Here is a 24,320-nt window from a genome sequence, read left to right on the forward strand (position 1 = left end):
ACATGCCCTAGGAATCCATCCTAGGGCTGTTTGATTTTGCCTGGCATTCCTTTTAAAAAATAGATTCTTGCTTTATTAGACCCAGAGTATGCGAGATTCATAGTAGATAGCAAATATTTAGCTATATCGGAGGAGGCTAGATGAAGGAACTCACAGCACTTTTTATTGGTAATGTTAGAGTCAACAAGGAGCAGAAAGTCTTGAATCGCAGGGATGTGGGCATCTTTGGATTGGTAGTTGCATTTTGGGCAAACCCAGGTTCCATGTTTGCGGACCATCCCGAATGTTGCATCCTCCGGACACTGAACGCCGGTAATGATATCAGATTGGGGAATTTGGTAGTAAGGCAGGGGATCAAATTCTTTAGATGCATGATACTTTACAAGGTTTTTGCGCAGTCTTTTTAGTTCCTTTGGATCTATTTTTCCCTCCCTATAATGATTTCTGAGCAGTTCTACTTTTTCAGGAATTTCGAAAGCGAAACAAACTTTTCGGGAAACTTCAGCTCTGTTCGTTTCGGCCTTTAAAATCGTCGATGGCTTGCTAATCACGGCAAGTGTAATAATCGGTAGATTGTCAATACCCCAGTTTTGGAGCAATTTTTTAAATAGCCGTTGATGCCTTGTTCCTTGGGAGATCGGATCCTGATAGCCTTTTTCAGTGTTGTCTTTGGTTTGAATGATTTGGTGGAAATCCCTATTAAAAGTGAGTGTGCCGGAAATGTTTTTGGTTTCAATGAGAAGGGCAAATGAGTTGGTTATGACAAGCGTGTCAATTTGAAAGTAGTTTTTTCCGGAGGGGTAACGGAGGTCGTGAAAGATATAGTAGTCTTTTTCGGACAGTTCTTGTAAATAATAATCGGTGGTCAGTTCACCGCGGTATCCCGCCCATTTTTTGGCCAGATCGGCTTCGATTTGTGGTCTTTTAGGATGCGTCGGACGAATTCTTCGAAGTAAAGCCTGCAATTTGATGATATCGATTGGAATTTCCCGTTTCTTGATGATCAGATAAATCACTCCTATTCTCTTTTTCAAGATAGTAATTCGCTAATCAGGACTAAACCCCTGCCTATTTAAATGAATTTTTTATAAATGTGTCATTATTCACCAAATTTGGAGATGCTGTTTTATCAGCAAAAATTTCAATATATCGGCAAAATTTTTATTTTATCGGTAAAAAATCAAATATATCGGGAAAAATCACCATTATATCAGGAAATCGGCATTTTTTAAAAATAACCCCTCTATAATCAGAACCAGCCTGCCGATACTACTACAGAGAATATCTTTTATGCGAGGTGACTAGCCGTGAGTACTTCCGGGATTGCCAGGTTAACCGGGTTCGCATCAGGCCTCGATACTGACACGATTGTCAAAAAATTGATGAGTGCCGAGAGCGTGACTCTTAATAAATTAAAGCAGAACCAGCAAAAGCAAACGTGGCTCAGTGAAGCCTACCGGCAGTGGAACACTGATTTTTTGGCCTTTCGGTCCAATACCCTTTTTAATATGAATCTATCAAAAACTTATAATACGTTTGATGTCTCTTCAAGCCAAGGAAACGCAGTATCGGCAACCGCATCAGGGAGTTCCTTTGCCGGGACATACTCCGTTGAAGTCAAGCAACTGGCCAGCTCCGCCACCTTTACGGGCAGCAAAGTGGCACTGGACCCCACAAAAACATTGGGTAACACAATTCAAGGGACCGCGCAATTATCAGCTGATACATCCATTACCATGAAGGTCTATAACGACCCGAAGGACCCGGCTGCCTATCAATCGATGACGCTTGCCATCAAAACAACCGATACCATTGACGATGTCGTGGAAAAAATCAATGGGGCCAAAGACAGCACCGGAAAAAGCTTGGGGGTGGAGGCATTCTATGACCCTACCCTTCAACAATTCATGTTAAAAACAAAGGAGACTGGGGCGGCGGCCCAAATCGACCTCAGCGGAAATACAAGTGCGTCCAGTCTGGGGTTTTTAAGCAATACCCTCGGACTTGATCCAGCGAAATTAATCCAAAACGGCCTAAATGCCGATATCGTTTTCAATGGTAATGAGATCACGAATTTATCAGCCAATACAGCAACTATTATGGGGACTAATTTTACTTTTAAAAATATAACCATCGGGGCCAGCACGGTTACCGTTTCGCAAAATCCTGATGAAGTCATAAAAAATATTAAGGATTTTGTTGACCAATATAATAGCTTACTTGACAAGCTGAATACAGCCATCGAGGAGCCTGTCTACCGGGACTATCAACCGCTTTTGGACGAGCAGCGCACTGAGATGAGCGAGAAACAAGTAGAATTATGGGAGACAAAAGCCAAGAGCGGTCTTCTCCGGAGTGACCGGATTCTTACTGATGTTGTAAACAAGATACGCGGTGCCATGACATCCATCGTCGATAACGGCAGCAGTACTTATCATTCGCTCGCATCGATTGGAATTTCCTCCAATAGCTATCAGGATAAGGGGAAATTGTATGTCGATGAAACCAAGCTACGACAAGCAATCCAAGAGGATCCCGACGCAGTGGAAAAGTTGTTTTCACAGCTTGGGGATACGGATAAAGGGACCAATGGCTTCATCAATCAGCTCTCCGATATCTTTCAGAACGGTATCAAAGACCTGACGAGCAAGGCCGGTTATACGGGAAACAGCCTGTACGACCAAAGCGTCATCGGTAAATTATTGACGAACATTCAAAATGATATTAGCACGCAAAACGATCGATTATCGAAAAAGGAAGACCAATATTACAGCAAATTCTCCGCTATGGAGCAGGCCATCTCTCAATTCAACTCCCAAAGCTCATGGCTGTACCAGCAAACCGGACAATAAAAAAAGGAAGACCCCCCGCATTAAGCGAGCTCGGTCTTCCCGGTTATCGTATCAAAATAGCGTTGAACGCCAGTCACCCAATGGTTATTTAACTGATTCGGGTCGTTGGCTGCGCCAATCGGCGCGTATTTGGCTCCAATTTGAGCAATCGATGTTTTACCCTTGTCCAAATAATTTTCCCGCAGGTTACGGGCCATATCAAAAATGCTGTCCTGAATCGAGTCGTAGGATTTTAACCCGTTTTTGCCCATCATCCCAGCTACATTATATTTAAACCGGGCAGCATTAGAGGTTCCGTTGCCAGTCTCATGAATCGAAATCGCAGCCAAGAGCGCGGGGCTGATTTGATACTTTTCCCCAGCCTCGGCGAAGTATTGCCCGGTATTTTGCAACACACCTTTTAAATAAGAGTTCAGGGCATCAGCATCGATTGCGGCAGTATTTAACTCTGTACCGGTTGTTGCTTGCAAAGGTTCGGATACATCACCGGCCGTGTAGGAATTCAAGCCGGAAAATAGCAATGAAGAAATATCCGAATTGCTAGTTTGATTGAGTTCAGCTTGCAGGAGAGCTTGCTGCAACAGAAGTTCAAACGAACTGCTGTTCAAGCCGGATAGAGAGGTTGATGGACTTTGTCCGATACGTGAAATGTCCATCATGGTTTTGTAAAGCAACCAATTGGTGGACAGATTTCCGATATTCATAGCTGTCGTCTCCTTATCACGTGTTTGTTTTTATTTTATCTCTATTATACCTCTATGAAAATAACTTTTCTAAAAAAATACTTATTTGTTAAAAAGTAGGTGAAAAAAGTGATCCAGCTTGCAGCAATACAGAATCAACTCAGCAAACAGCCGAGTAAAACAACTGGAAAAGAGGGAGAACCGACTGCTGCTTTTGATCTGTTGCTCCAATTGTCCAGCCAGGAGGAAGAACCGGAAAGTGAGCCAAATGCAGACCTACCTCAATTGCTGCTGTTCCCGTTCCTTCAACAGGCAGGCCGCATAAATCAGCTTTGTCCTAATGCGGGAAATCCCGATGTTGAATCTAATCAGGAGGGATTGCTTCAACCGGTAGTAGTGACAACAGGAGATATCCCAGCTGCCTTGTTACCTGAACACCCCGACATACCGGCTATGGAACTTCAAACGAAAGATGGAGTGACTGGAGAACAGCAATCGGGAACAGGCACCTTTCAGGTATTGGATGGGAGATCCCTAGCGGAACCGACACTTAACAAAGAAGAAGCCATCCCCTTTCAAATGCAGACTAAAGAAGATGTAAGTGGATGGGACTCCCCACAAAAGGCGACCGATGATGTTCAAGTGGTGAACTTAACACCGCAGGTGATGGTGTCATCCGGAAATGAAATGACAACTCAGGCCATGGTTGCCCCTAGTGGGGATCCGACCGACATGCCGGCTCAAACCGTACGGGCGGATCGTTTCGACCAAGACATCACGCAGTTTATCGAGTCCGCTATCCAAGTGTCCGGTTCCGAAGATGGAATTGAGGCGGCCTTTACTCTGGTGCCGAAGCATTTAGGGAAAGTGGAGGTCAAAGTTAAAATTCAGGATGGACAAGTAACCGCAGAATTCTTGACCAGCACGCCGCTTGGTAAGGACTTGTTGGAAACCAATGTCCAAGCATTGCGCTCCAGCCTTGAAACACAAGGACTGCAAGTGGCCAAAATCGATATCACCCAGCAAATCCAAAGCCCGGCCCTCAACTTCATGGGAACCCTCTCGCAACGGGGAGATTCACATGGCAGACAAGGCCAACAGCCGGATTCCCGAAAGCGTGGCGGCCTGCAAGCGATACAGCCCCAAGAAGAATATCGCGAATATGATTTGCCTATAGATGGGGCTTCACAAATTAACACAACTGCCTAAGGAGGACCAGCCGTGACAACGATTAATTCTATCAACAACTACACAACCGCATCCGCAAGCACCCAGGCAAAACAAGATTTAGGAAAAGAAGCGTTTCTTAAAATATTGGTCACCCAACTGCAAAACCAAGACCCGACCCAGCCGCAGCAGGACGGGGAATTCATTGGACAAATGGCGCAGCTCAGCGTACTGGAGCAGTTGTCCAACTTAAATAACTCGCTGACAGCCTACCTCGAGTCAAGCAATAATCTCAGTCAGCACTCGTACGTGTTGGGCAATACCGTCACCTGGACGAATCCTGAAACCAATGCACAGGAGAGCGGAATCGTTACGGGGATTAATTATAAAAACAATCAGGTCTACTACAAAGTCGGTGACCAAGAAATTGTATCGAGCAGCATCACTTCCATGGAAATCAATCAAAACTAGGGGGAAAACCACATGTTACGTTCATTAAATTCAGGAGTATCAGGGCTTAAAGGGTTTCAAACGAAGTTAGATGTCATTGGTAATAACATTGCAAACGTCAATACCGTAGGATTTCAAAAAAGCCGGGTCATGTTTGAAGATATCTTCAGCCAGACCGTAAAGGATGCAACTGGACCCAAGGATAATCCCGCCTCAGGCGGTACCAATCCGATACAAGTCGGGTTGGGAACTAAAGTGGGCAGCATTGATACGGTGTTTACGCCGGGAAGCCCGACGACAACGAATATCGGCACCGACCTCTATATTGATGGAGATGGCTTCTTTGTGGTTCAAAATGCGGCCGGGGAACAGTTTTTAACACGGGCCGGCAATTTCAAAGTAGACAGTAACAATCAGTTGGTCTCCCAAAATGGCTTGTTTGTTTTAGATCAAACAGGTGCCACAATTACCATTCCGAATAAATACATTTCCTTTGCCATTGACTCCACCGGGGAGATCATTGGGGTGGATGCGAAAGGCAACAGTGTAGATTCCACTATTAAAATCGGAACCGTAGAGGTAAACAATCCAGGCGGGCTTGATAAAGCGGGAGGATCTTTATATTCGTTAACCCCAAATGCCGACAGCCGCAGAATGGCAGGTCTGCTAAAACAGGGCAGCGATGCTTCGATTATCTCAGGCGCCCTGGAAATGTCGAATGTCGATTTGTCAGAGGAGCTGACCGACATGATCACCGCTCAAAGGGGCTTCCAAGCCAATGCGAAAATCATCACCGTGTCCGACTCCATTTTGGAGGAACTAGTAAACTTAAAACGATAACCACCAATGTGAGAATATCATCCCAGATATTCTCCTTTTTTTGACAAAAATATATATAATTCGAACGCATTCGTCATTTTATGGGGGTATTCTACAAAATTTATTTGAAAATATATATTTGTAATGTTATCATTTTCCTAGAATAATTCGAAAATTGATAAAGGCAAACCTGGGGAAACCCAGTGACGCAAAGCTAAAGGGGCTAAATTGTCAATACAGTATGCTCGCCAGCTACCGATAATAGGTTTGTTGTCCTAAACTATCTATGTTTATTTGCTATGGACGAGACTATTCTTCGGGGTGGTCTCGTCTTTTTTTGTGGGCATATTTAAATAGTCTTTAAGGAATAAGAGGTGTGAATAAATGGACAATGGTATGCCGAATTCCCTAAGTTTTGGTGGTGGCCCAGCTGAACCAAAAGTCTACGATTTTAAAAAAGCATTGCGGTTATCAATGGAACAGGTCCGGGTTCTGACTAGAATTCACGAGAACTTTGCTTATCAATTTGCTTCGTTTATCTCCTCTGAATTGCGGACGTTTGTCCAAGTGGATGCCGCCAGTGTGGAACAGATGCTGTACGAGGAATTCATTAATCAGCTGCCCGATACCACGATTTTAAGTGTGTTTGAATCCGGAGAGCAGGGCATCCGCATGGCGATGGAATTGAATCCGCAAATGGCGTTTGTCATGATTGACCGTCTTTTGGGCGGTAAGGGGACCATTGGGGAATGGGGAAGAACTTCTCTTACGCCGATTGAATCAAACGTATTGAAGCGCCTGCTTGAGGGCGTGGTCCAAATTCTTCAGAAGGCCTGGAGCGATATTATGGTCCTGCCGCTTGCGTATGTCAATATGGAAACCAATCCGCAGTTTTTACAATTGGGAATTCCCACTGAAACCGTAATCGTCATCCGCTTCCAGATTACCATCGGAAAGATGGAACAGATGATGCATTTGTGTATTCCTTACATATTGTTAGAGCCGTTTATACCCAAACTGTCCTCCCATAACTGGTACGGACATGGAAAATGGGCGAAGAACAAGGATGAAAGTGAATTTTTGCAAGGGCGGATTGAGCATTTGACGGTTCCGGTTATTACAGAATTGGGACGGGCATCCATCACGATTGAGGAACTGCTTGGACTTTCTGTGAATGATGTTATTCAATTGCACCAACTGGTCGATGAGCCTTTGCAAGTAAGGGTCAATGAAGAAGTGAAGTTTTTCGCGCATCCTGGCACGAAGAAATCCAGGGTAGCAATGAAAATTGAACATGTGGTGGAAGGAGAGAGGGCGCGTGATTGAGCAGGGGAAACTCACCCAGGATGAAATGGCTGCCTTGCTTGGCGGTGACAGGCAGGAAGTGGCCGAAAAGCCGTTTCTGTTTACAGAGCTTGAGCCTGATCCTGACCAAGGACCTCAAACAGAACAAATGAACTTAGACCTCCTTTTGGAGATCCCGTTAGAGATTGTCGTGGAACTGGGGAGAACCAAAATGAAAATCAGCGAGGTGCTGGAATTAACGAGCGGTTCCATTGTGGAGCTGGACAAGATGTCAGGGGAGCCGGTTGATATTTTTGTCAACAATAAGCTGATTGCCAGGGGCGAAGTGGTCGTCATCGAGGAGCACTTTGGCGTAAGAATTAAGGAAATTTGCCAATCACCTTTATAAAAGGGATCCAAACATATGTATGAGGAAAAACAGGCTCAACTTAATCATTATTTGGACTTAACGGTGAGGGTTTTGGAGGCGCTGAAGCAGGGGGCCGAGGAGAAGGTACCGGAACTCATCGGGCAGCGGGAAGAATGCATAACCGCCATTAACCGGCTGGATGAGAAAGCGGGGAAGCCACTAATGAATGAATTCATTCGCAGGATTTTGAACCAGCTTTTGTCCCTGGAAGAGGAAATCAAACCAGAGCTTCAGCGTGTGATGCGGGAAATGTCCAGCCGAAACAGGAACGAGCAAAATAATCAATTCGTCAAGAGGCAGTACGAAGATTGGCAGGCAGTTCCTAAGGGTGTTTTTTATGACCGGCGGAAGTAAGGAGTGTGGAAACATGAAGAATTTAAACGAAATTTACCAGAGAAACCAGGTGTTAACGGCCAAACCTGAAGAACTGACACTCATGCTCTATAATGGCGGGGTCAAAAATCTCTATCAGGCAAAAGTGGCCATCGAGAATAAGGACCCTGCGAAGGCCCATTCTTTAATCATAAAAACGCAGGAAATTCTTACAGAGCTTATGGTGACGTTGAATATGGATTATGAAGTATCCAGGTCTCTTTTTTCTCTCTATGAATATATGAAACAACGATTGATTGAAGCGAACATTGGAAAAGATGCGGGAATAGTGGATGAAATAGAAGGAATGTTTCGGGGGCTGAAAACCACTTGGTCAGATGCCATTAAAACCATGAAGACCAATTAATCAGCAGTTATTTTAAAAAGAGAGGGTGACAAGATGAACCAGCTGATTGGAATCATGTCGAGTGCTTTGGATGCCTCTATGTTACGGCAGAAGTCCATTTCCAATAATATTGCCAATGCCGATACCCCAGGGTACAAGCCAACCAAGGTTTCCTTTGAAGAGCTTCTGCAAAAAGAAGTCCAAAGCCAATTTGTCGGGAAACGCACGAATAGCAAACATGTCACCATCGGAGCGGCCTCTGCTATTCCTACTGCTAAGCTCGAACAGCAACAAGACGTTGCATTTTCCACAAGCGGGAACGGTGTCGATTTGGACGCGGAAATGACACAGCTGAGCCAAAATAATATTTGGTATCAAGGATTAACCTATGGAATCAATGAAGAGTTTAACTTATTAAAAACATCGATTAGTGGAAGGGGATAATCACCGTGTCGATTTTTCAATCTTTAAATATCAGTGGTTCCGCGTTAACCGCGAATCGCCTTAAGCTGGATGTTGTATCCTCTAATATCGCAAATGCCAACACCACGAGAAGCCAATACATCAACGGAGAATGGGTTCCCTACCGCAGGAAAATGGCTGTAGTGGCATCCAACCAGACCCCGGCATTTGCCAATTATCTTCAGAACGAACTCTCAGGAGTCCGCGTTACCAATATTGTAGAAGATACTACCCCGTTTCAGGCCGTTTATGACCCGTCAAACCCAGATAGTAATGAACAGGGCTATGTGATGATGCCCAATGTCGATGTGACGAAGGAAATGGTCGACTTAATGTCGACATCGCGAGCATATGAAGCCAACGTCACCGCATTCAATTCAGGCAAATCGATGCTACTGAAGGCTTTGGAGATTGGACGTTAAGGATAGGAGGAATCGAACATGAACATTGCGAGTTTACAAGGAGCAGGCAGCGGTTTTTTGCAAACCAATAAGCCCCAGGCCGCTGCAGAAACTACCAACTCCTTTGGAAATCTGTTGAACCAGTATATACAAGAGGCTAATGGGAACGTTCAGGACTTTGAAACAAAATCACTGGCTTTGGCAAAAGGGGAAGACATCAACCTGCATGATGTGACAATAGCAGCCCAAAAAGCAAGCATTGCTGTCACTTTAACTACACAAGTGCGTGACAAGGCAGTGGAAGCTTACCAAGAGATAATGAGAATGCAAATCTAGTAAAAATCTGCAGAGGAAATAGTGGAGAAGCATGATTCAACAATTACGCAACTTGAAAGAAAAGTATATGGATTATTGGAATTCGGTCAGCAAAAAACAAAGATTCCTATTTATTGGTCTATTCATAGCGGTGATATTGGCTTTATCTCTCACTATTTATTTTGTATCGAAACCGACCTATGTCCCGCTGTTTACCAATGAACTAAGCCAAAAGGAAATCGGCGATATCAAGGCGGAATTGGACCAGGAAGGCTATACCGACTACAGATTGGACAAAAATGGGACGATGATTTCGGTGCCCCAGGAGGATGTCGACAATTTATTGGTTTCCTTGGCATCTAAAGGTCTGCCGAAAACTGGCACGATCAGTTTTTATGACATGACGAAAGATTTGCAGTTCGGAGCAACTGACCGACAGCTGGATGCGATGGAAAAAGAGGCGCTTCAAGGCGAAGTGGCAGACCTTCTGACCCATGTTGAAGGGGTCAAAAATGCAGCGGTTGTGATTACGACCCCTGATGAGGGTTTGTTTGCCCGGGAGGATGAAACCGAAAAAGCTTCCGCTTCCGTGGTCGTGGAATTAGAACCGGGTTATGAATTAGATGCAAAGGAAATCGAGGTCCTGTATCATCTCGTTTCGAAAAGTGTCCCCAATCTTCCTAAAGAGAATATCGTCATAACCGACCAAGGCGGACAGGGACTGGATTTACCGGGTGAATCCACAGGTGCGCTAGATAATTATGACCAGCAACGGAAAATCCAAAAGGAAATCGAAACGGACATCCAACAAGACCTGCAGCAGATGCTCGGGACGATTATCGGGAAAAACAAAGTGCTGGTACAAGCATTTGTACGGCTGAATTTTGACCAGGTGAAAACGAAAGAAGAATTAGTTGAGCCTGTGATTGAAGATGAAAATGGCAAAAAAACAAAAGGCTTGGCTGTCAGTGTGGAAGAAATTACGAAGGAATACAGCGGGAATGACACCGCCACGTCTGTGGATGGAACCGGCCAAACCGATGTACCGGAGCAATATCCCTCCGGTGACACATCTCAGGAAAACACGTCGAAGGAATTGGAAAACCGGGTGAACTATGAAGTGAATCGGGTCACCAATGAGATTGTTAAAAGCCCTTATCAAATGGAGGACTTGACCATCAATGTCGGCGTCGAGCCACCCGATCCAAAGAACCCAAATTCGCTTACGGCTGATACAAAGGAAAATATCCAGCAAGTTCTCTCTAATGTTGTACGAACGGCATTAAGCTCGAATACGGGCCTAACCGATCAGGATATCGCATCGAGGATTACCGTATTTTCTCAAGAATTCAGCGGGAAGACGCAAGCGCCAAAACTCGAGGAGAAATCCAACAGTCTGCCGCCTTGGCTTATGTACGCCCTGATCGGTGCCGCAGGATTGATTTTGTTGCTTGTCGTCCTATTACTTCTGCTTCGGAGAAGGAAAGCAAAGGATGAAGAAGACGAGTTCTTTCCTGCCTTTGAAGAGGCCAAGCATGAACCTATTGAGCTGAAGGAAGATGAAAAAGTCGCGATTAAGAAGCAAGTGGAACAAATGGCGATGCAACAGCCGGAAGAATTTGTCGGTCTGTTGCGGAATTGGCTTTCGCGTGATTAGTGAAGGGGAGCGAACAGAGTGGAACAGTTTACGAACACACAAAAGGCAGCCATTTTACTGCTTTCCGTCGGTCCAGATGTTTCAGCCGGAATCATGAAGCATCTGCAAGAGAAAGAGATTGAGAGCATCACAAAGGAAATCACGGAGCTGCGCAGGGTTACTCCCGATGTAAAAGAAGCCATCATTCGGGAGTTTCACCAGCTGGCTGTCGACTCCAATATTGTCTCTTATGGCGGCATTGATACGGCAAAGGATTTATTAAAACGGACCTTTGGCCCTGATAAGGCAGCGGGGTTCCTCAAACGGATGGGCAATCAGACCAGCAACCGTCCATTCCAATTTATCCAACAGATTGAACAAACCCAGATTTTTCACTTGCTGCAATACGAAAATGCCCAAACAGTCGCCTTGGTTTTGTCCTATCTGGATGCTGAAAAGGCGGCAGCAGTACTCTCGGCCTTTCCGCCCGAGCGGCAGATTGAAATTGCAAGAAGGATTGCGATGATGGATACCGCATCGCCGGAAACCATTCAGCAGGTGGAGCAGGTATTGCAGGAAAAGCTGACGATGACCAGCTCACAAAAACAAGAGGCACAAAAGGGAATCGATTCGATTGTCAGCATTTTAAGCAGTGTTGACCGCGGAACGGAAAAGAATATCCTGGAAACATTGGGTGAACAGGATCCCGATTTGGCCAACGAAATCAAACAGCGGATGTTCGTGTTTGATGATATCGCCTATCTTGATAACCGTTCTATCCAAAGGGTATTAATGGACGTACAAAATCAGGATTTGGCTTTGGCGCTCCGCATGACGACACAAGGCGTGAAGGATGCCATCTATCGGAATATTTCCAAACGGCGTGAAGAAGGGCTTGAAGAGCAGCTGAACTCAAATGAGCAGATACGCATCAAGGACGTGGAGGATGCCCAAGGACGGATTGTCACAATTATCCGCAAGCTGGAGGAAGAGGGCGCTATTATCATTTCTCGAAATGGGGAAGAGAATCTTGTCATCTAGATTGGTAAAAGCAGTAAATGTGGTTGCAAACGGACAAAAGGTTGTGGATGTGCCAAAGCTGGGGTTGCTTCGGGAAAAACTGCCCTCCCGGGACGTCCTTGATTTGCAAACGGAGGACCTGACGGCTGAGCTGGAGAGGCAAAAGGAACGGGCACAAAAAGAATTCGAACAGTGGCGTGCCAATGAAGAGGAAAACTTCCGAATCCAGTTGGAGGAAGAAAAACGCCTTGGGTATGAAGAAGGCTATCGGCTTGGTATCGAGGATGGCCGTATGCATGCCCAGATGGAATATCAAACGCAATTGAGAAAAGCGGCCGGAATCCTTGAGGAAGCCTATCAAGAAAAAGCAGAAATCGTCAAGGAAGCGGAGCCGTTTGTGATGGAACTGACGATGGAAATCGCCAAAAAGGTTCTGCAGCAGGAATTAAAAACCCATCCCGACGCTCTGATCCATATCATTAAACAAATGCTCGCATCCGTTTATGAAACGGAATCCGTCTCCATTGGCGTCGCCCCCGAAGATTACTCGTTTGTCCAAAAACAACGGGAGCAATTACTGGCAATGGACAACGGCCAAGTCGAAATCAAGGTGTTTCCCGATTACTCGATTCAAGAAGGAGGCTGCATCATCCGGACCTCCTCCGGCAGTGTGGATGCACGGATTGATGTCCAGTTGAGTGAAATCAAGAAGGTGCTGCTCGCGTACCAACAGGAGGAGCGCCATGAGTAAATGGGACAGTAAGCCATACCTCGAATTGCTGGAAACCATCAATCCGATCAAGATGAACGGGAAAGTCACCCAGGTAATTGGTCTGACGATTGAATCACAGGGCCCTGATGTCAAGCTGGGCGATATCTGCCATATCTTTTCCCCGCAGCAGCAAAAGCCGATTATGGCAGAGGTGGTCGGCTTCCGAAATCACAAGGTCCTGCTGATGCCGCTGGGAGAACTTCAAGCGATTGCCCCAGGGTGTGATGTGGTTTCCACCGGAAAGCCGTTAACGGTGAAGGTGGGAATGGACCTGTTGGGCCAAGTGCTCGACGGGCTGGGCAACCCGATGGATGGCGGCAATCTTCCGGCGGGACTTCCCGAAGCGGGGACGGACAATCAGCCGCCCAATCCTTTGACCAGACCAAGGATTTCGGAACCGTTAAGTGTCGGGGTGCGGACGATTGACGGACTGCTGACGGTGGGCAAAGGCCAGCGGGTCGGTGTTTTTGCCGGCAGCGGCGTTGGAAAAAGCACATTGCTTGGCATGATTGCCAGAAACACCGAAGCCGATGTGAATGTAATTGGCTTAATCGGTGAGAGGGGCCGGGAGGTATTGGACTTCATCGAGCGGGACTTGGGTGAAGACGGTTTGAAAAAGTCCGTTGTCGTGGCCGCCACTTCCGATCAGCCAGCGCTGATTCGTATCAAGGGAGCGATGATTGCCACGGCCATAGCCGAATTTTTCCGAGACCAGGGGCTGAATGTCAATCTTATGCTCGATTCGGTCACAAGGTATGCGATGGCCCAAAGGGAAATCGGTCTGGCAATCGGTGAACCTCCGGCAACGAAAGGCTATACCCCTTCAGTTTTCGCACTGTTGCCGAAGTTATTAGAGAGAGCCGGAACCAACGAAAAAGGCAGCATCACGGCCTTCTATACGGTGCTGGTTGACGGTGATGATATGAATGAACCGATTGCCGACACGGTTCGGGGAATTTTGGACGGCCATATCGTGCTGGATCGGAATCTGGCCCGTAAAGGGATCTACCCGGCCATTGATGTATTATCGAGCGTCAGCCGGGTGATGAGTGAAATTACCACCGCGGACCATTTGCGGGCAGCGGAACGTCTCAAACATCATATGAGCGTGTATCAAAATGCCGAGGACTTAATTCAGATTGGGGCTTATAAGCGGGGAACGGACCGCGACATCGACCGGGCTGTGGATGTCAAGGAGTGGATTGACCAATTCGTGAAACAAGGGACGAAAGAATCCCCATCGATTGAAACCACTGTCGATTTATTGTTGAAAAAGTTTGGGGAGGATCCTCTATGACATTTCATTTTCCATATATGCATATTTTAAACCTTAAAGAAAAGGAAAAAGACCAAGCACTATCGGAGTTCGGTCTACTGACGCAAAAGAAAGAAGCGATCATGAAAGAATATCGCTCGTTCGAAGTAAAAAAGGATGAATTTATACAACAGGCTCAGGAGCGCCGCAGTACCTCCATTGCGGACATCCAGCAACGTAATGAGTATCTTTCTTCTTTAGACCGGAGACTGGCTGGATTGAAAGAACAAATCGAGTTATTCGATAAGGAGATCGCCGACAAACAGACGGAACTTTTAGCCAAACAGCAAGAGGAAAAGACATGGTTCCATTTGCGGGACAAATCCTATGAGAAGTACATCCAAAAACAGAAAAAAATCGAGCAGGATCTGATGGATGAAATGGCCACCATCCGTTATTACCATCAACGCTTGTCCATATAGACGTTTCAAAAGGAGAGGACGAATATGAAAGAGCAGAGGACGGGAGCGACCGGGGCTGTTCAGTCGGTACGGTTTTCACCGCTGCCAGACGAGGGAGCGGTCACATCAGGCAAAAAGCAGATTCAGTTATTAACAGATGTGTCACTGCATGTTTCCTTTGAGTTGGGAAGGACAACCAAGACCGTCCGGGAAATTCTTCAGCTCAAGACCGGGTCAGTGGTTGGGCTGGATAAGCTGGCAGGAGAATATGTCGATGTTCTTGTAAACAAACAGGCTGTGGCGGTCGGGGAGGTTGTCGTGATGGATGACAAATTTGCTGTCCGGATTACCGACGTCATTTCCCAGGTGGAAAAAGAGAAAAAGTGGAAATGAGAGGGAGTTGCACGTGCGAATATGGAAAAACTGGCTTGTCCTTCTAATCGTCAGCCTAATCGGTTTGCTTGTGCCGGTGACACCCGTGCAGGCGAAGGAGGGGACGGTGTATGAACAATTTGAGAAAACACCTTCTGCCGGACAAAAGGAAACGGTCCAATCTCCCGAGACAACGGATACTTCCATCGTCCCATATGCGGCAAAATTTATCGGTTCCTTCCTATTAATAATAGCCCTATTGTTTGTCCTGTTAAAATATCTTTCTGGAAAAAAAGGAATCTATGCCAAACGGGGGCCGTTCCATGCATTAGGTGGCCATGCTCTCGGCAAGAACCGCTCCGTGCAGATGATCCTGATTGGCGAGACTTTATACATATTGGGCGTGGGTGAAGATGTCCAGTTGATTCGGGCGATCCCTCCCGGCGAGGAACAAAGCAGGCTACTCGAAATCATTGCGGAAAAACCGGCCGATGCGGTGTCCACCTGGAGCGCAAAAATCAAAAAAACGTCCCAGCAAAAATGGGAGGAGCTTCTGTTAAAAAAATTAAAAGAAGAGAAATCGGACGGCGAGGAACAGTCGTCAGGTCCCAATGGGAAAGGGGGTGACCGGCGCTGAAAAAGCTGATTCTTCTTACACCTTTGTTATTCTTTTTAGGGCATTATACCGTTTTTGCGGAAACTACCATCTCAACGGTGCCGGGCATCCACTTTGATACCGGGGGAGCAGATGCTTCCGGTACAGCTTTATCCATTAAATTAATCCTTTTATTGACGGTATTGTCGGTGGCGCCGGGTATTCTTTTGCTGATGACGTCGTTTACCCGGATTGCCATTGTCCTGTCATTCGTGCGGTCCGCGCTCGGCACGCAGCAAATGCCGCCAAACCAAGTGATCATGGGACTAAGTTTGATCTTGACCTTTTTTATCATGGGCCCGACTTTTCAAGAAGTGAACCATCAGGCGCTTCAACCGTTCATGAAAGGCGATATGAATCAGGAACAGGCCATGAACAAAGCGGCCGCCCCGATGAAGGAATTTATGGCCAAGCAAACCCGTGAAAGTGACTTGCAGCTATTTTTGGATTATCGCGGGGAAACCAAAAAGATGGAATCGGTTCAAGACATCCCGTTGACAGCTTTGGTTCCGGCCTTTGCCATCAGCGAGCTGAAAACAGCGTTCCAGATGGGTTTTCTCATTTTTATTCCGTTTATCATAATCGACATGATTGTGGCGAGTGTGCTGATGGCCATGGGCATGATGATGGTGCCGCCGTCGCTGATCTCGCTGCCGTTTAAAATCTTGCTGTTTATTTTAGTGGATGGCTGGCAATTGGTCGTCCAATCGTTGTTTGTAAGTTTTCAATAAGGAGTAACCGTATGACACCTGACAGCATTATGGGGCTGGCGCAAAGCTCCATTTATCTAACGATCCTTGTTTTGGCGCCGATATTAGGTGTGGCCTTGGCGGTGGGGCTCATCATCAGTATTTTTCAGGCGATAACCCAAATCCAGGAACAAACTCTTTCTTTTGCGCCGAAAATTATTGCCGTTTTTGCCTGCCTGCTCGTGTTTGGTCCCTGGATGCTGACGCATCTTGTTGATTTCACCAAAAATATCCTGACGAACCTGCCGAATTTTATCGGGTAACCAGTTATGGCGATTTTTAACGAGATTCCATTATTTTTGCTGGTGCTTGTCCGGATGAGCTGCTTCTTGGTGGCGGCACCGTTATGGATGGAGCGGGAGGTTCCGGCTATTTTTAAAATGGGGACCGCACTTTTTATTTCATTGCTGGTGGCCGGGTTGATTCAGCCGGACCAGGTCATTGAAATGAATGAGAGTTACCCTTTGCTTGTATTAAAAGAAATGGCTGTCGGTTTAGCTCTAGGATTTTTCACAGCGGTATTGCTCTATGCAGTGCAACTGGCCGGGAGCTTTATCGATTTGCAGAGCGGATTTGCCATGGCGACCATGTTTAATCCGTCCACCGGAATCCAAGAGAATCTGACAGGAAGATTTTTTTACCTGTTGGCCATTCTTTTTTTTCTGTCGATTAACGGCCATCATTTGTTGATTCGAGGAATATTAGCGAGTTATGACTGGATTCCCGTTGAATCTTGGCTGCCTGCTGCCGTTTCTGAAAATCTAGTCACTTTGGCGCTAAGTACTGTCAAAAACATGTTTTGGCTGGCAATCTTAATGGCTTCGCCGATTGTCGGGACGATGTTTTTGGTCGATATGGCACTGGGGATTTTGGCAAAAACTGTTCCGCAAATGAATTTGTTTGTTGTCGGGATTCCCATTAAAATGGCCGCCCATTTTATCGTGTTATTTGTGTTCATACCTGTGTTTTTGGTTATCATGGAAAAGCTTGTTTCAACGATGGTTTCGTCATTGGAACAAATGCTGCGGATATTAGGGGCGTAAACATGTACCTACGATTTGATTTACAATTCTTTGCCGAAAAAACCGAGAAAGCCACACCCCAGAAAAAGCAAGAGGCAAGGAAAAAGGGGCAGGTCGCAAAAAGTACGGATTTATCGAATGCCGTTGTCCTGTTAACTTCCTTTGCGGTGCTGTCCTTCTTAGGCGGGAGCATGGGGGAATATCTTGTGCAGCTGTTTCGCCAAGGGTTTAGCGACTGGCTGGTGATGGATTTGAACCAAAAGTCGGTTTCGCTGTTATTTACCGAGCTATTGAAGGATAGCGTGCTGATTGCGGCGCCTTTGATTTTTGCGGCTTGGCTGGGCGGGTTTGTATCGACGATTGGCCAGGTTGGGTTTTTGGTATCCACTGAATCACTCAAAATGGATTTGAAAAAAATCAACCCAGTCGAAGGAGCCAAGAAGATGTTTTCGGCGCGGACCCTGGTTGAGTTCATCAAATCGATTCTAAAGCTAATCGTGATTTCGGCAGTGACGGGGCTCTTTCTTTGGAAGCAAAAAACCGTGTTAGTCAACCTGCCGCAAATGGAACCGCTCCGGATGGCCTCGTTTTTGGGAACATTGATGGTGAAGCTGGGCCTTGTGATTTCAGCGGTCTACTTTGTTATCGCGGTGGCCGATTTATTTTACCAGCGGTTTGAACTTGCAAAGAGTTTGCGCATGTCCAAGCAAGATATTAAAGATGAATTTAAGAAGACGGAAGGCGATCCGCTGATTAAACATAAAATCAAGGAAAAACAGCGGCAGATTTCACAAGCACGGATGATGCAGGATGTGCCAAAAGCCAAAGTCGTTGTGACCAACCCGACCCACTTTGCGGTGGCAATTGCCTATGAGGCCGGGAAAACGACGGTGCCGGTGGTCGTGGCGAAGGGTGCTGATTATCTCGCGCAGAAAATTAAAGAAGTCGCCAAGGAGCATCGGGTCGTGATTATGGAAAACAAGCCGCTCGCCCGTACGCTTTATGCATCGGTTGAGATTGGCGAGGAGATCCCGGAAGAACTGTTTAAGGCAGTCGCGGAGGTGCTCGCTTACGTTTATAAGGTGAAAGGGACACTTGGCAACTAAGGGGAGAACTAGATGAACTTGAAAAATACAGGTGTGTTAATAGCGGTGATCATGATTGTCGTGATGATGGTGCTTCCATTGCCGACGATCCTATTGGATATCCTGCTATTATGCAATCTATCGCTGTCGATTATGATTCTATTAATCACGATGAATACGAAGGAGCCGCTTGATTTTTCCATCTTTCCGTCCTTGCTTTTGTTGACGACCTTATTCCGGCTTTCATTGAATGTCTCCAGCACGAGGTCGATTCTGACCAATGCCAAGGCGGGTAACGTGATTGAAACGTTTGGCGACTTTGTCGTCGGCGGGAATGCGGTCGTCGGCTTTATTGTGTTTTTGATTTTGGTCATCATTCAATTTATCGTCATCACCAAGGGATCGGAGAGGGTTGCAGAGGTCGCCGCCCGGTTCACCCTTGACGCGATGCCGGGGAAACAAATGAGTATTGATGCCGATTTGAATACCGGCATGATCAATGACCAAGAGGCGCGGAACCGCAGAAAAAAAGTCGAACAGGAAGCCGATTTTTACGGATCCATGGACGGTGCGAGCAAATTCGTCAAAGGCGATGCCATCGCCGGCATCATTATTTTGATCATCAATGTCCTTGGCGGATTTATTATTGGCATGACCATGCATGGTATGGATTTTGCCCAGGCGATTCAGACGTTTACTTTGTTATCGGTGGGAGACGGGCTCGTCAGCCAGATTCCGGCGCTGTTAATTTCGACGGCAACCGGGATTATGGTCACAAGGGCGGCTTCAGAGGGGAATCTCGGTGATGATGTCACGAAGCAGCTGTTGTCCTATCCGAGCCTGTTGTACATAGTTGCCGGCTGTATGGCCATGCTTGGACTGGTCACCCCGATCTCGTTTTTCTTGACTTGGGGGCTTGGCGGCTTGCTCGCTTTCGCGGCGTACAGCATTCGGCATAAGCAGACCAAGCAGGAAGCGGCCATCGAGTCGACGCAATCCGAACAGCAGATGGAGGAAGTCCGCAAACCGGAAAACGTGTATGCCCTGTTACGGGAGGATCCGATTGAGTTTGAATTTGGCATCGGGCTAATCATGCTCGCTGATGTGAACCAAGGCGGCGACCTCCTGGACCGGGTGGTAGCCATCCGCCGGCAGATTGCTTTGGATTTGGGGTTGGTCGTGCCGGTCGTCCGCATCCGTGATAACATCCAGCTTCATCATAATGAGTACGTGATAAAAATCAGGGGAAATGAGGTCGCCAAAGGGGAAATCCTACTCGACCATTTCCTGATGCTGAATCCGAATGATGAGGAACATGGGCTTGAGGGGATTGAAACAGTTGACCCGACATTCGGTCTGCCAGCCCTGTGGATTACGGAAGACCAGAAGGATGATGCCGAAATATTCGGCTATACCGTGATCGACCCGCCGTCGATAGTCAGCACGCATTTGTCGGAGACGATGCGCAAGCATGCCCATGAACTGCTAGGACGGGAAGAAACTGCCCAATTAGTCCAGCATGTGAGAGACACGCATCCGGCGTTGGTGGAAGAATTAATTCCTGGCGTTCTCGCTGTCGGCGATGTTCAGAAGGTGCTGCAAAAGCTGATGAAGGAAAATGTCTCCATCCGCAGTTTGTCGACCATTTTTGAGGCTCTTGCCGATTATTCCGTTTATACGAAAAATCCGGACATCCTGACAGAATATGTGCGCCAGGCGCTGGCCCGCCAGTTAACATCGCAATATGTGCGGAATGGTGTGGTCCACGCGATTCAGGTCGGAGCGGGAATTGAAAAGAAACTGGCTGAATCGATTCAGCGGACCGAGCATGGCGATATTCTGGCAATTGACCCGGAAGCTTCGAATCAAATCATTCTCACATTTACGCAAAAAATCGAGCAGATGGCCCAATTGGGTATCCGCCCGATTATCTTGACGTCAGCGGGCATCAGGATGTATGTCCGGCAATTGATGGAACGAGCACTGGCTGATATCCCGATTCTTTCCTATAACGAGCTGGAGCCGAATGTGGAAGTACAGAGTGTTGGAGTGGTCAATCTATGATGATCAAAACCTATGTTGTCAACAGCATGATGGATGCCTATCCAATGATTTTTCAAGACCTTGGGACAGATGCGTTCATCTTGAATACCAAACAGATTAAAACCGGAGGATTTTTGGGCCTGTTTCGAAAAAGGCAGATTGAGGTAGTCGCAGCGGCTGACCTTTCCACGGACCGGCAGCGGCCGGCAGAACCTGACAAGCCTTTGGTGAGTTTTCAAGAAACGGAACGTTCCGATTCAAAGCCTGATGTGTTAAAGGAACTGTCAGAAGTAAAGGGCCTGCTTTATTCAATGGTAAAGGACGAAGCCGCCAGCATCCCAGCAGCGCTGGAAATATGGGTGGCGCGCCTGCGCGAGCAGGAAGTCGACGAAGAAGTCATCCAGTATATTGTGAAAAAACTAAAATTGCGCTATAAAAATATCAATCTTGTGACGGATCAGGAAATCGGGCAGACACTATATGAAATTGTGAAACAGCTTTTTGAAGAGGGGATTGCCGAAAAGGCCGGCATGGGTACGGGGTTTATTACGCTTCTGGGACCGACCGGGGTAGGAAAGACAACTACGATCGCCAAGCTGGCTGCGGCGCGTGTGTTCCAGCAAAGGCAAAAAGCAGGCCTTCTGACCACGGATACTTTCCGAATCGCGGCGGTGGAACAGCTAAAAACTTATGCTTCCATATTAAATGTTCCGTTAGAGGTGGTTTCTGAGCCCGGTGAGCTGACGGGGGCTATGGACCGGCTGAAGGGGTGCCCGATTGTGTTCATGGACAGCGCCGGCCGGAATTATTTAGAGGATGAGTATATTGAAGAAATTAATCAATATTTACGCTATGACGTTCCTCAGGAAAATTATTTAGTTCTCAGTATGACGTCTCGTTGGCGGGATATGCAGAAAATTGTCGAGCAGCTGAAGGCTGTTCCGATTGATAAGCTGATTCTAACAAAATGGGATGAAACGACGTGCTACGGGGTCGCGCTGAATATGGTCTATCACTTTCCCTATCCGTTAGCATATGTCAGTTTGGGACAAGAGGTCCCTCAGGACATTATGGCAGCCGACCCTCACTTTATGGCAAAACAGCTTCTAGGAGTAGATGAGAATGTATCAGGATCAAGCCTATCAACTAAGACAACTATCTAACTCGGTAACCTGCCGTAAGAAGTCCTCGCGTGTGGTGACCGTTGCCAGCGGAAAGGGCGGGGTAGGAAAGTCAAACTTTACCTTAAGTTTTGCGCTCAGCCTGATGGACCTTGGAAAAAAAGTCGTCGTGATCGATCTCGATATCGGGATGGCCAATTTGGATATTTTGATGGGCACGACTCCGAAATATCATTTGCTGGATATGATTCGCGAACGGAAAAGCCTCTGGAGTGTGCTGGAAAAAGGCCCAAATGGACTAGAGTATATTGCCGGAGGGTCCGGGTTCCGTGAACTATTGCAGTTGCAAGAGGAAGAGCGGCGGTATTTTTTCCAAGAGTTAGAGAAGCTGCATGGCTATGCCGATATTATTTTGATCGATACGGGAGCCGGGTTAACGGTGGAATCCCAACAATGCCATCTTGCCGCGGATGAAGTAATTCTGCTGACGACCCCGGAGCCGACCTCGATGGCGGACGCGTATTCGGTTGTAAAAATTTTGCACAGCCAAAAACCGACGATCTCCTTTCAGTTGGTGGTGAACCGGGTGTCCCGGCAAAGGGATGGCGTCGAGGTAGGCAGCAAATTTAAGTTAGCGGTTCAGAGATTTTTAGATAAAGAGTTAACAATTTTTGGCGCGATTCCGGATGATGCGACTGTGATGCAGTCGGTGTTTAAACAGGTTCCGTTCTATCTCGCCTACCCGCGATCGGCAGCGTCCGTGACGATGAGACGGCTGGCGGAACGGTTTGTCACAGGGGCGGATGATTCTGTGTTACCGGAATCCGGCGGGATCAAGGGATTCATCCGAAATATGTCGCGCCTGCTGAAGGCGTAGGGGCTTGCTGCAGGCAGGAGGTACCTAGCGGCAATTACGGGCAGCGTATTTGTGATTTGAGTTATATCAGGAAAAAAATAAATATATCAGCAAAAAATGCATTTTATCGGGAAAAAAATCAATATATCAGCAAAATCAACGAGTTTATCAGGAAATCGGGGCGCATCGTTAAGTTAAACAATGGAGAGGAGAATTTAAATGGAATGGAATGTAGAGGAAGTCATCGATCAATATATTCCATTGGTTCATAAGGTGGTTTCGCAAATGAGGAGGAGCTTATCCAGCCAAGCGGATGAAGACGACCTTATCTCTTTTGGAATGACCGGATTGTGGGACGCGGGAAAACGGTTTGACCCGGCGCAGGGGATTAAATTCGAGACCTATGCTGTCCAACGGATCCGCGGCGAGATACTGGATGGACTAAGAAAAAATGACCATGTGTCCCGTACCTTGAGGAAGAAAGAAAAAACTTACAGGGAAGCGACAGAAACACTGGAACAATCCTATCTGCGCCGTCCGACCCCGGAAGAAATCAGTGAGCATATGGGGATCAGTTTGAAGGAATACCAACAAACCCAATTGCAGTTATCCTTTATCCACCAAGATTCTTTAGACCAGCCGCAAAACTTGAAGGAGAATTCCGTGGTTCAACAAATTGAGGACCATACCACCGTCAGGCAGGAAGAGTGGCTGGAAGCAAAAGAAGAGAAACGCATTCTTGCCGAGCTCATTGACGGTTTGCCGGAACGGGAAAAGATAATTTTGTCACTCATCTACTTTGAAAACCTTAGTTTTACCGATGTAAGCAAAATATTCGGGCTGCACAAATCCCGAATCTCCCAACTGCATAACCAAGCCATTAAACGGCTGCGCACCGCTTTCGAGAAACAAGTGAAAGATTGGTAGAGATTAAGATTTTAGAAAAATTCTGTTTAACCCTAAACATTGGTTTAACTTTAGCCGATATTACATATAAAGGTTTATAAGGCAAAAAAAGACCATTGATCCCGATAGAATCAATGGCCGATAGTAGATTGTTATATTTTTAATTTGGCGTAAAAAATAACTCTTTTTTCCCCTGACGCATTACAAGTAATTAATGTCACGGTTGGATTCGTGTCCAGATCCTGATTTAACGGAGATAAATTAGTAGGTTCGACCATCTCTTTTTTATAAATGATATATTCTTTCGTAATCCCGTTAAGGTCCTCTAGGCGAATCGAATCGTTTATTTTTAGGTTTCTCAGTTTTCCGAACAAGGAGCCATCCCGCATATTATGTCCAGCCAATACAAGGTTTCCTTGTTGATGGATGTCCGGGCCCGTTACCTTTGTAATGGAAATGGCGAGGTTTTTCTCGGATGCGCCGTCTAGAATGACGTAAGAAAGACCTAAAGCATCAATTTCGACTTTTCCAAGAATGGTCGCCCCGTTTTTCGATAGTTTAGGCGGTTTGATGGTTTGCCGTATCGTTTGTAACGGTTCCTTCTTTTGATTGGCTTGGACCGTTTTTTGAAAAATTTGCTCCGCTTCTTTTCTCGTTTGTCCTTTGGTCCAATCGGAATAAAAGAAATATGCTCTAATGCCGATCAAAACAATGAGAAGGGACAAAATCATTTTGAGTTTCCAATTCATTTAGACCACCTGTTTTTTTTCAAAATAAGAATTGGAC

28 protein-coding genes, 1 pseudogene and 1 riboswitch are annotated in these 24,320 nt (G+C 46.5%); of the genes and pseudogenes, 26 read left to right on the forward strand and 3 right to left on the reverse strand.

The features are described from left to right. Window positions 1–20: 20 nt before the first annotated feature. Window positions 21–1,016 (reverse strand): nuclease-related domain-containing protein, encoded by a 996-nt coding sequence (locus ACY8D0_RS11915; protein WP_462410722.1) that lies wholly within the window; start codon window positions 1,014–1,016, stop codon window positions 21–23. A gap of 291 nt (window positions 1,017–1,307) precedes the next feature. On the opposite strand from ACY8D0_RS11915, the gene fliD reads away from it, so the two are divergent. Next, a complete protein-coding gene (gene fliD, locus ACY8D0_RS11920) occupies window positions 1,308–2,852 on the forward strand; it encodes a flagellar filament capping protein FliD (RefSeq protein WP_462410723.1) in 1,545 nt (514 codons plus the stop codon). A gap of 20 nt (window positions 2,853–2,872) precedes the next feature. Here the strand turns inward: fliD and ACY8D0_RS11925 are convergent, their stop codons facing one another. Continuing rightward, entirely contained in the window at window positions 2,873–3,556 is a 684-nt protein-coding gene (locus tag ACY8D0_RS11925) for a glucosaminidase domain-containing protein (RefSeq protein WP_462410724.1), read from the reverse strand. Between the two features lie 108 nt (window positions 3,557–3,664). Here ACY8D0_RS11925 and ACY8D0_RS11930 point away from each other — a divergent pair, with 108 nt between their 5' ends. The 25 genes and pseudogenes from ACY8D0_RS11930 (at window position 3,665) to ACY8D0_RS12050 (ending at window position 23,555) form a co-directional block, all read left to right on the forward strand. Continuing rightward, entirely contained in the window at window positions 3,665–4,744 is a 1,080-nt protein-coding gene (locus tag ACY8D0_RS11930; RefSeq protein ID WP_462410725.1) for a flagellar hook-length control protein FliK, read from the forward strand. 12 nt (window positions 4,745–4,756) lie between these two features. Further along, window positions 4,757–5,173 carry a flagellar hook capping FlgD N-terminal domain-containing protein gene (locus tag ACY8D0_RS11935; RefSeq protein ID WP_462410726.1) on the forward strand — a complete coding sequence of 139 codons (417 nt, stop codon included), beginning with the start codon at window positions 4,757–4,759 and terminating at the stop codon, window positions 5,171–5,173. A gap of 12 nt (window positions 5,174–5,185) precedes the next feature. Then, complete coding sequence (locus tag ACY8D0_RS11940) at window positions 5,186–5,992, forward strand: flagellar hook-basal body complex protein (protein WP_462410727.1); 807 nt, start codon at window positions 5,186–5,188, stop codon at window positions 5,990–5,992. 152 nt (window positions 5,993–6,144) lie between these two features. After that, window positions 6,145–6,231: riboswitch (cyclic di-GMP riboswitch) on the forward strand. A 124-nt stretch (window positions 6,232–6,355) separates the two neighbouring features. After that, entirely contained in the window at window positions 6,356–7,297 is a 942-nt protein-coding gene (gene fliM, locus ACY8D0_RS11945) for a flagellar motor switch protein FliM (protein WP_462410728.1), read from the forward strand. Between the two features lie 97 nt (window positions 7,298–7,394). Next, window positions 7,395–7,664 (forward strand): annotated as a pseudogene (fliN, locus tag ACY8D0_RS11950) (flagellar motor switch protein FliN); the annotation flags it as partial. 15 nt (window positions 7,665–7,679) lie between these two features. Further along, entirely contained in the window at window positions 7,680–8,039 is a 360-nt protein-coding gene (locus ACY8D0_RS11955; protein ID WP_462410729.1) for a flagellar protein FliT, read from the forward strand. Between the two features lie 13 nt (window positions 8,040–8,052). Further along, complete coding sequence (gene fliS / locus ACY8D0_RS11960) at window positions 8,053–8,424, forward strand: flagellar export chaperone FliS (protein ID WP_462410730.1); 372 nt, start codon at window positions 8,053–8,055, stop codon at window positions 8,422–8,424. 33 nt (window positions 8,425–8,457) lie between these two features. Then, window positions 8,458–8,847 (forward strand): flagellar basal body rod protein FlgB, encoded by a 390-nt coding sequence (gene flgB / locus ACY8D0_RS11965; protein WP_462410731.1) that lies wholly within the window; start codon window positions 8,458–8,460, stop codon window positions 8,845–8,847. A 5-nt stretch (window positions 8,848–8,852) separates the two neighbouring features. Then, entirely contained in the window at window positions 8,853–9,287 is a 435-nt protein-coding gene (gene flgC, locus ACY8D0_RS11970) for a flagellar basal body rod protein FlgC (RefSeq protein WP_462410732.1), read from the forward strand. An 18-nt stretch (window positions 9,288–9,305) separates the two neighbouring features. Continuing rightward, window positions 9,306–9,602 (forward strand): flagellar hook-basal body complex protein FliE, encoded by a 297-nt coding sequence (gene fliE, locus ACY8D0_RS11975; RefSeq protein ID WP_462410733.1) that lies wholly within the window; start codon window positions 9,306–9,308, stop codon window positions 9,600–9,602. A 31-nt stretch (window positions 9,603–9,633) separates the two neighbouring features. Further along, complete coding sequence (gene fliF / locus ACY8D0_RS11980; protein ID WP_462410734.1) at window positions 9,634–11,238, forward strand: flagellar basal-body MS-ring/collar protein FliF; 1,605 nt, start codon at window positions 9,634–9,636, stop codon at window positions 11,236–11,238. An 18-nt stretch (window positions 11,239–11,256) separates the two neighbouring features. After that, window positions 11,257–12,258, forward strand: a complete 1,002-nt coding sequence (gene fliG / locus ACY8D0_RS11985; RefSeq protein ID WP_462410735.1) for a flagellar motor switch protein FliG — start codon at window positions 11,257–11,259, stop codon at window positions 12,256–12,258. After that, a complete protein-coding gene (locus ACY8D0_RS11990; RefSeq protein ID WP_462410736.1) occupies window positions 12,248–12,988 on the forward strand; it encodes a FliH/SctL family protein in 741 nt (246 codons plus the stop codon). The genes fliG and ACY8D0_RS11990 overlap by 11 nt, the downstream gene beginning before the upstream one ends. Then, entirely contained in the window at window positions 12,981–14,306 is a 1,326-nt protein-coding gene (gene fliI / locus ACY8D0_RS11995; protein WP_462410737.1) for a flagellar protein export ATPase FliI, read from the forward strand. Before ACY8D0_RS11990 ends, fliI begins: the two co-directional genes overlap by 8 nt. Next, complete coding sequence (fliJ, locus tag ACY8D0_RS12000; RefSeq protein WP_462410738.1) at window positions 14,303–14,746, forward strand: flagellar export protein FliJ; 444 nt, start codon at window positions 14,303–14,305, stop codon at window positions 14,744–14,746. Before fliI ends, fliJ begins: the two co-directional genes overlap by 4 nt. A 24-nt stretch (window positions 14,747–14,770) precedes the next feature. Then, the gene (gene fliN, locus ACY8D0_RS12005; protein ID WP_462410739.1) at window positions 14,771–15,118 is read left to right on the forward strand and encodes a flagellar motor switch protein FliN; all 348 of its coding nucleotides are present in this window, start codon (window positions 14,771–14,773) and stop codon (window positions 15,116–15,118) included. 13 nt (window positions 15,119–15,131) lie between these two features. Continuing rightward, window positions 15,132–15,734, forward strand: coding sequence for a flagellar biosynthetic protein FliO (locus tag ACY8D0_RS12010; protein ID WP_462410740.1), 603 nt, complete (start codon window positions 15,132–15,134; stop codon window positions 15,732–15,734). A 23-nt stretch (window positions 15,735–15,757) separates the two neighbouring features. After that, window positions 15,758–16,483 (forward strand): flagellar type III secretion system pore protein FliP, encoded by a 726-nt coding sequence (gene fliP / locus ACY8D0_RS12015; protein WP_462410741.1) that lies wholly within the window; start codon window positions 15,758–15,760, stop codon window positions 16,481–16,483. 11 nt (window positions 16,484–16,494) lie between these two features. Then, complete coding sequence (fliQ, locus tag ACY8D0_RS12020; protein ID WP_462410742.1) at window positions 16,495–16,764, forward strand: flagellar biosynthesis protein FliQ; 270 nt, start codon at window positions 16,495–16,497, stop codon at window positions 16,762–16,764. A gap of 6 nt (window positions 16,765–16,770) precedes the next feature. After that, window positions 16,771–17,544 (forward strand): flagellar biosynthetic protein FliR, encoded by a 774-nt coding sequence (gene fliR, locus ACY8D0_RS12025; RefSeq protein WP_462410743.1) that lies wholly within the window; start codon window positions 16,771–16,773, stop codon window positions 17,542–17,544. 2 nt (window positions 17,545–17,546) lie between these two features. Next, on the forward strand, window positions 17,547–18,629 hold the full coding sequence (gene flhB, locus ACY8D0_RS12030) for a flagellar biosynthesis protein FlhB (protein ID WP_462410744.1): 1,083 nt from the start codon (window positions 17,547–17,549) through the stop codon (window positions 18,627–18,629). A gap of 12 nt (window positions 18,630–18,641) precedes the next feature. Beyond that, window positions 18,642–20,672, forward strand: a complete 2,031-nt coding sequence (gene flhA / locus ACY8D0_RS12035) for a flagellar biosynthesis protein FlhA (RefSeq protein ID WP_462410745.1) — start codon at window positions 18,642–18,644, stop codon at window positions 20,670–20,672. After that, window positions 20,669–21,814: a flagellar biosynthesis GTPase FlhF gene (gene flhF, locus ACY8D0_RS12040; protein ID WP_462410746.1), complete on the forward strand. Its 1,146-nt coding sequence runs from the start codon at window positions 20,669–20,671 to the stop codon at window positions 21,812–21,814. Before flhA ends, flhF begins: the two co-directional genes overlap by 4 nt. After that, window positions 21,768–22,649: a MinD/ParA family protein gene (locus ACY8D0_RS12045; RefSeq protein WP_462410747.1), complete on the forward strand. Its 882-nt coding sequence runs from the start codon at window positions 21,768–21,770 to the stop codon at window positions 22,647–22,649. The genes flhF and ACY8D0_RS12045 overlap by 47 nt, the downstream gene beginning before the upstream one ends. 198 nt (window positions 22,650–22,847) lie before the next feature. After that, a complete protein-coding gene (locus ACY8D0_RS12050; protein WP_462410748.1) occupies window positions 22,848–23,555 on the forward strand; it encodes a sigma-70 family RNA polymerase sigma factor in 708 nt (235 codons plus the stop codon). 131 nt (window positions 23,556–23,686) lie between these two features. On the opposite strand, the gene ACY8D0_RS12055 is transcribed toward ACY8D0_RS12050, so the two are convergent. Continuing rightward, complete coding sequence (locus tag ACY8D0_RS12055) at window positions 23,687–24,283, reverse strand: sortase (protein ID WP_462410749.1); 597 nt, start codon at window positions 24,281–24,283, stop codon at window positions 23,687–23,689. Window positions 24,284–24,320: the final 37 nt, after the last annotated feature.

The sequence above is a fragment of the Neobacillus camarae genome (assembly GCF_054950115.1).

What these genes read in the sequence shown, in the direction of transcription:
- ACY8D0_RS11925 (WP_462410724.1), bottom strand. Translation starts at nt 3,556, where the DNA reads ATGAATATCGGAAATCTGTCCACCAATTGGTTGCTTTACAAAACCATG.
- ACY8D0_RS11940 (WP_462410727.1), top strand. Translation starts at nt 5,186, where the DNA reads ATGTTACGTTCATTAAATTCAGGAGTATCAGGGCTTAAAGGGTTTCAA.
- fliM (WP_462410728.1), top strand. Translation starts at nt 6,356, where the DNA reads ATGGACAATGGTATGCCGAATTCCCTAAGTTTTGGTGGTGGCCCAGCT.
- ACY8D0_RS11955 (WP_462410729.1), top strand. Translation starts at nt 7,680, where the DNA reads ATGTATGAGGAAAAACAGGCTCAACTTAATCATTATTTGGACTTAACG.
- fliS (WP_462410730.1), top strand. Translation starts at nt 8,053, where the DNA reads ATGAAGAATTTAAACGAAATTTACCAGAGAAACCAGGTGTTAACGGCC.
- flgB (WP_462410731.1), top strand. Translation starts at nt 8,458, where the DNA reads ATGAACCAGCTGATTGGAATCATGTCGAGTGCTTTGGATGCCTCTATG.
- fliE (WP_462410733.1), top strand. Translation starts at nt 9,306, where the DNA reads ATGAACATTGCGAGTTTACAAGGAGCAGGCAGCGGTTTTTTGCAAACC.
- fliF (WP_462410734.1), top strand. Translation starts at nt 9,634, where the DNA reads ATGATTCAACAATTACGCAACTTGAAAGAAAAGTATATGGATTATTGG.
- fliI (WP_462410737.1), top strand. Translation starts at nt 12,981, where the DNA reads ATGAGTAAATGGGACAGTAAGCCATACCTCGAATTGCTGGAAACCATC.
- fliJ (WP_462410738.1), top strand. Translation starts at nt 14,303, where the DNA reads ATGACATTTCATTTTCCATATATGCATATTTTAAACCTTAAAGAAAAG.
- fliN (WP_462410739.1), top strand. Translation starts at nt 14,771, where the DNA reads ATGAAAGAGCAGAGGACGGGAGCGACCGGGGCTGTTCAGTCGGTACGG.
- fliQ (WP_462410742.1), top strand. Translation starts at nt 16,495, where the DNA reads ATGACACCTGACAGCATTATGGGGCTGGCGCAAAGCTCCATTTATCTA.
- fliR (WP_462410743.1), top strand. Translation starts at nt 16,771, where the DNA reads ATGGCGATTTTTAACGAGATTCCATTATTTTTGCTGGTGCTTGTCCGG.
- flhB (WP_462410744.1), top strand. Translation starts at nt 17,547, where the DNA reads ATGTACCTACGATTTGATTTACAATTCTTTGCCGAAAAAACCGAGAAA.
- flhA (WP_462410745.1), top strand. Translation starts at nt 18,642, where the DNA reads ATGAACTTGAAAAATACAGGTGTGTTAATAGCGGTGATCATGATTGTC.
- flhF (WP_462410746.1), top strand. Translation starts at nt 20,669, where the DNA reads ATGATGATCAAAACCTATGTTGTCAACAGCATGATGGATGCCTATCCA.
- ACY8D0_RS12045 (WP_462410747.1), top strand. Translation starts at nt 21,768, where the DNA reads ATGAGAATGTATCAGGATCAAGCCTATCAACTAAGACAACTATCTAAC.
- ACY8D0_RS12050 (WP_462410748.1), top strand. Translation starts at nt 22,848, where the DNA reads ATGGAATGGAATGTAGAGGAAGTCATCGATCAATATATTCCATTGGTT.
- ACY8D0_RS12055 (WP_462410749.1), bottom strand. Translation starts at nt 24,283, where the DNA reads ATGAATTGGAAACTCAAAATGATTTTGTCCCTTCTCATTGTTTTGATC.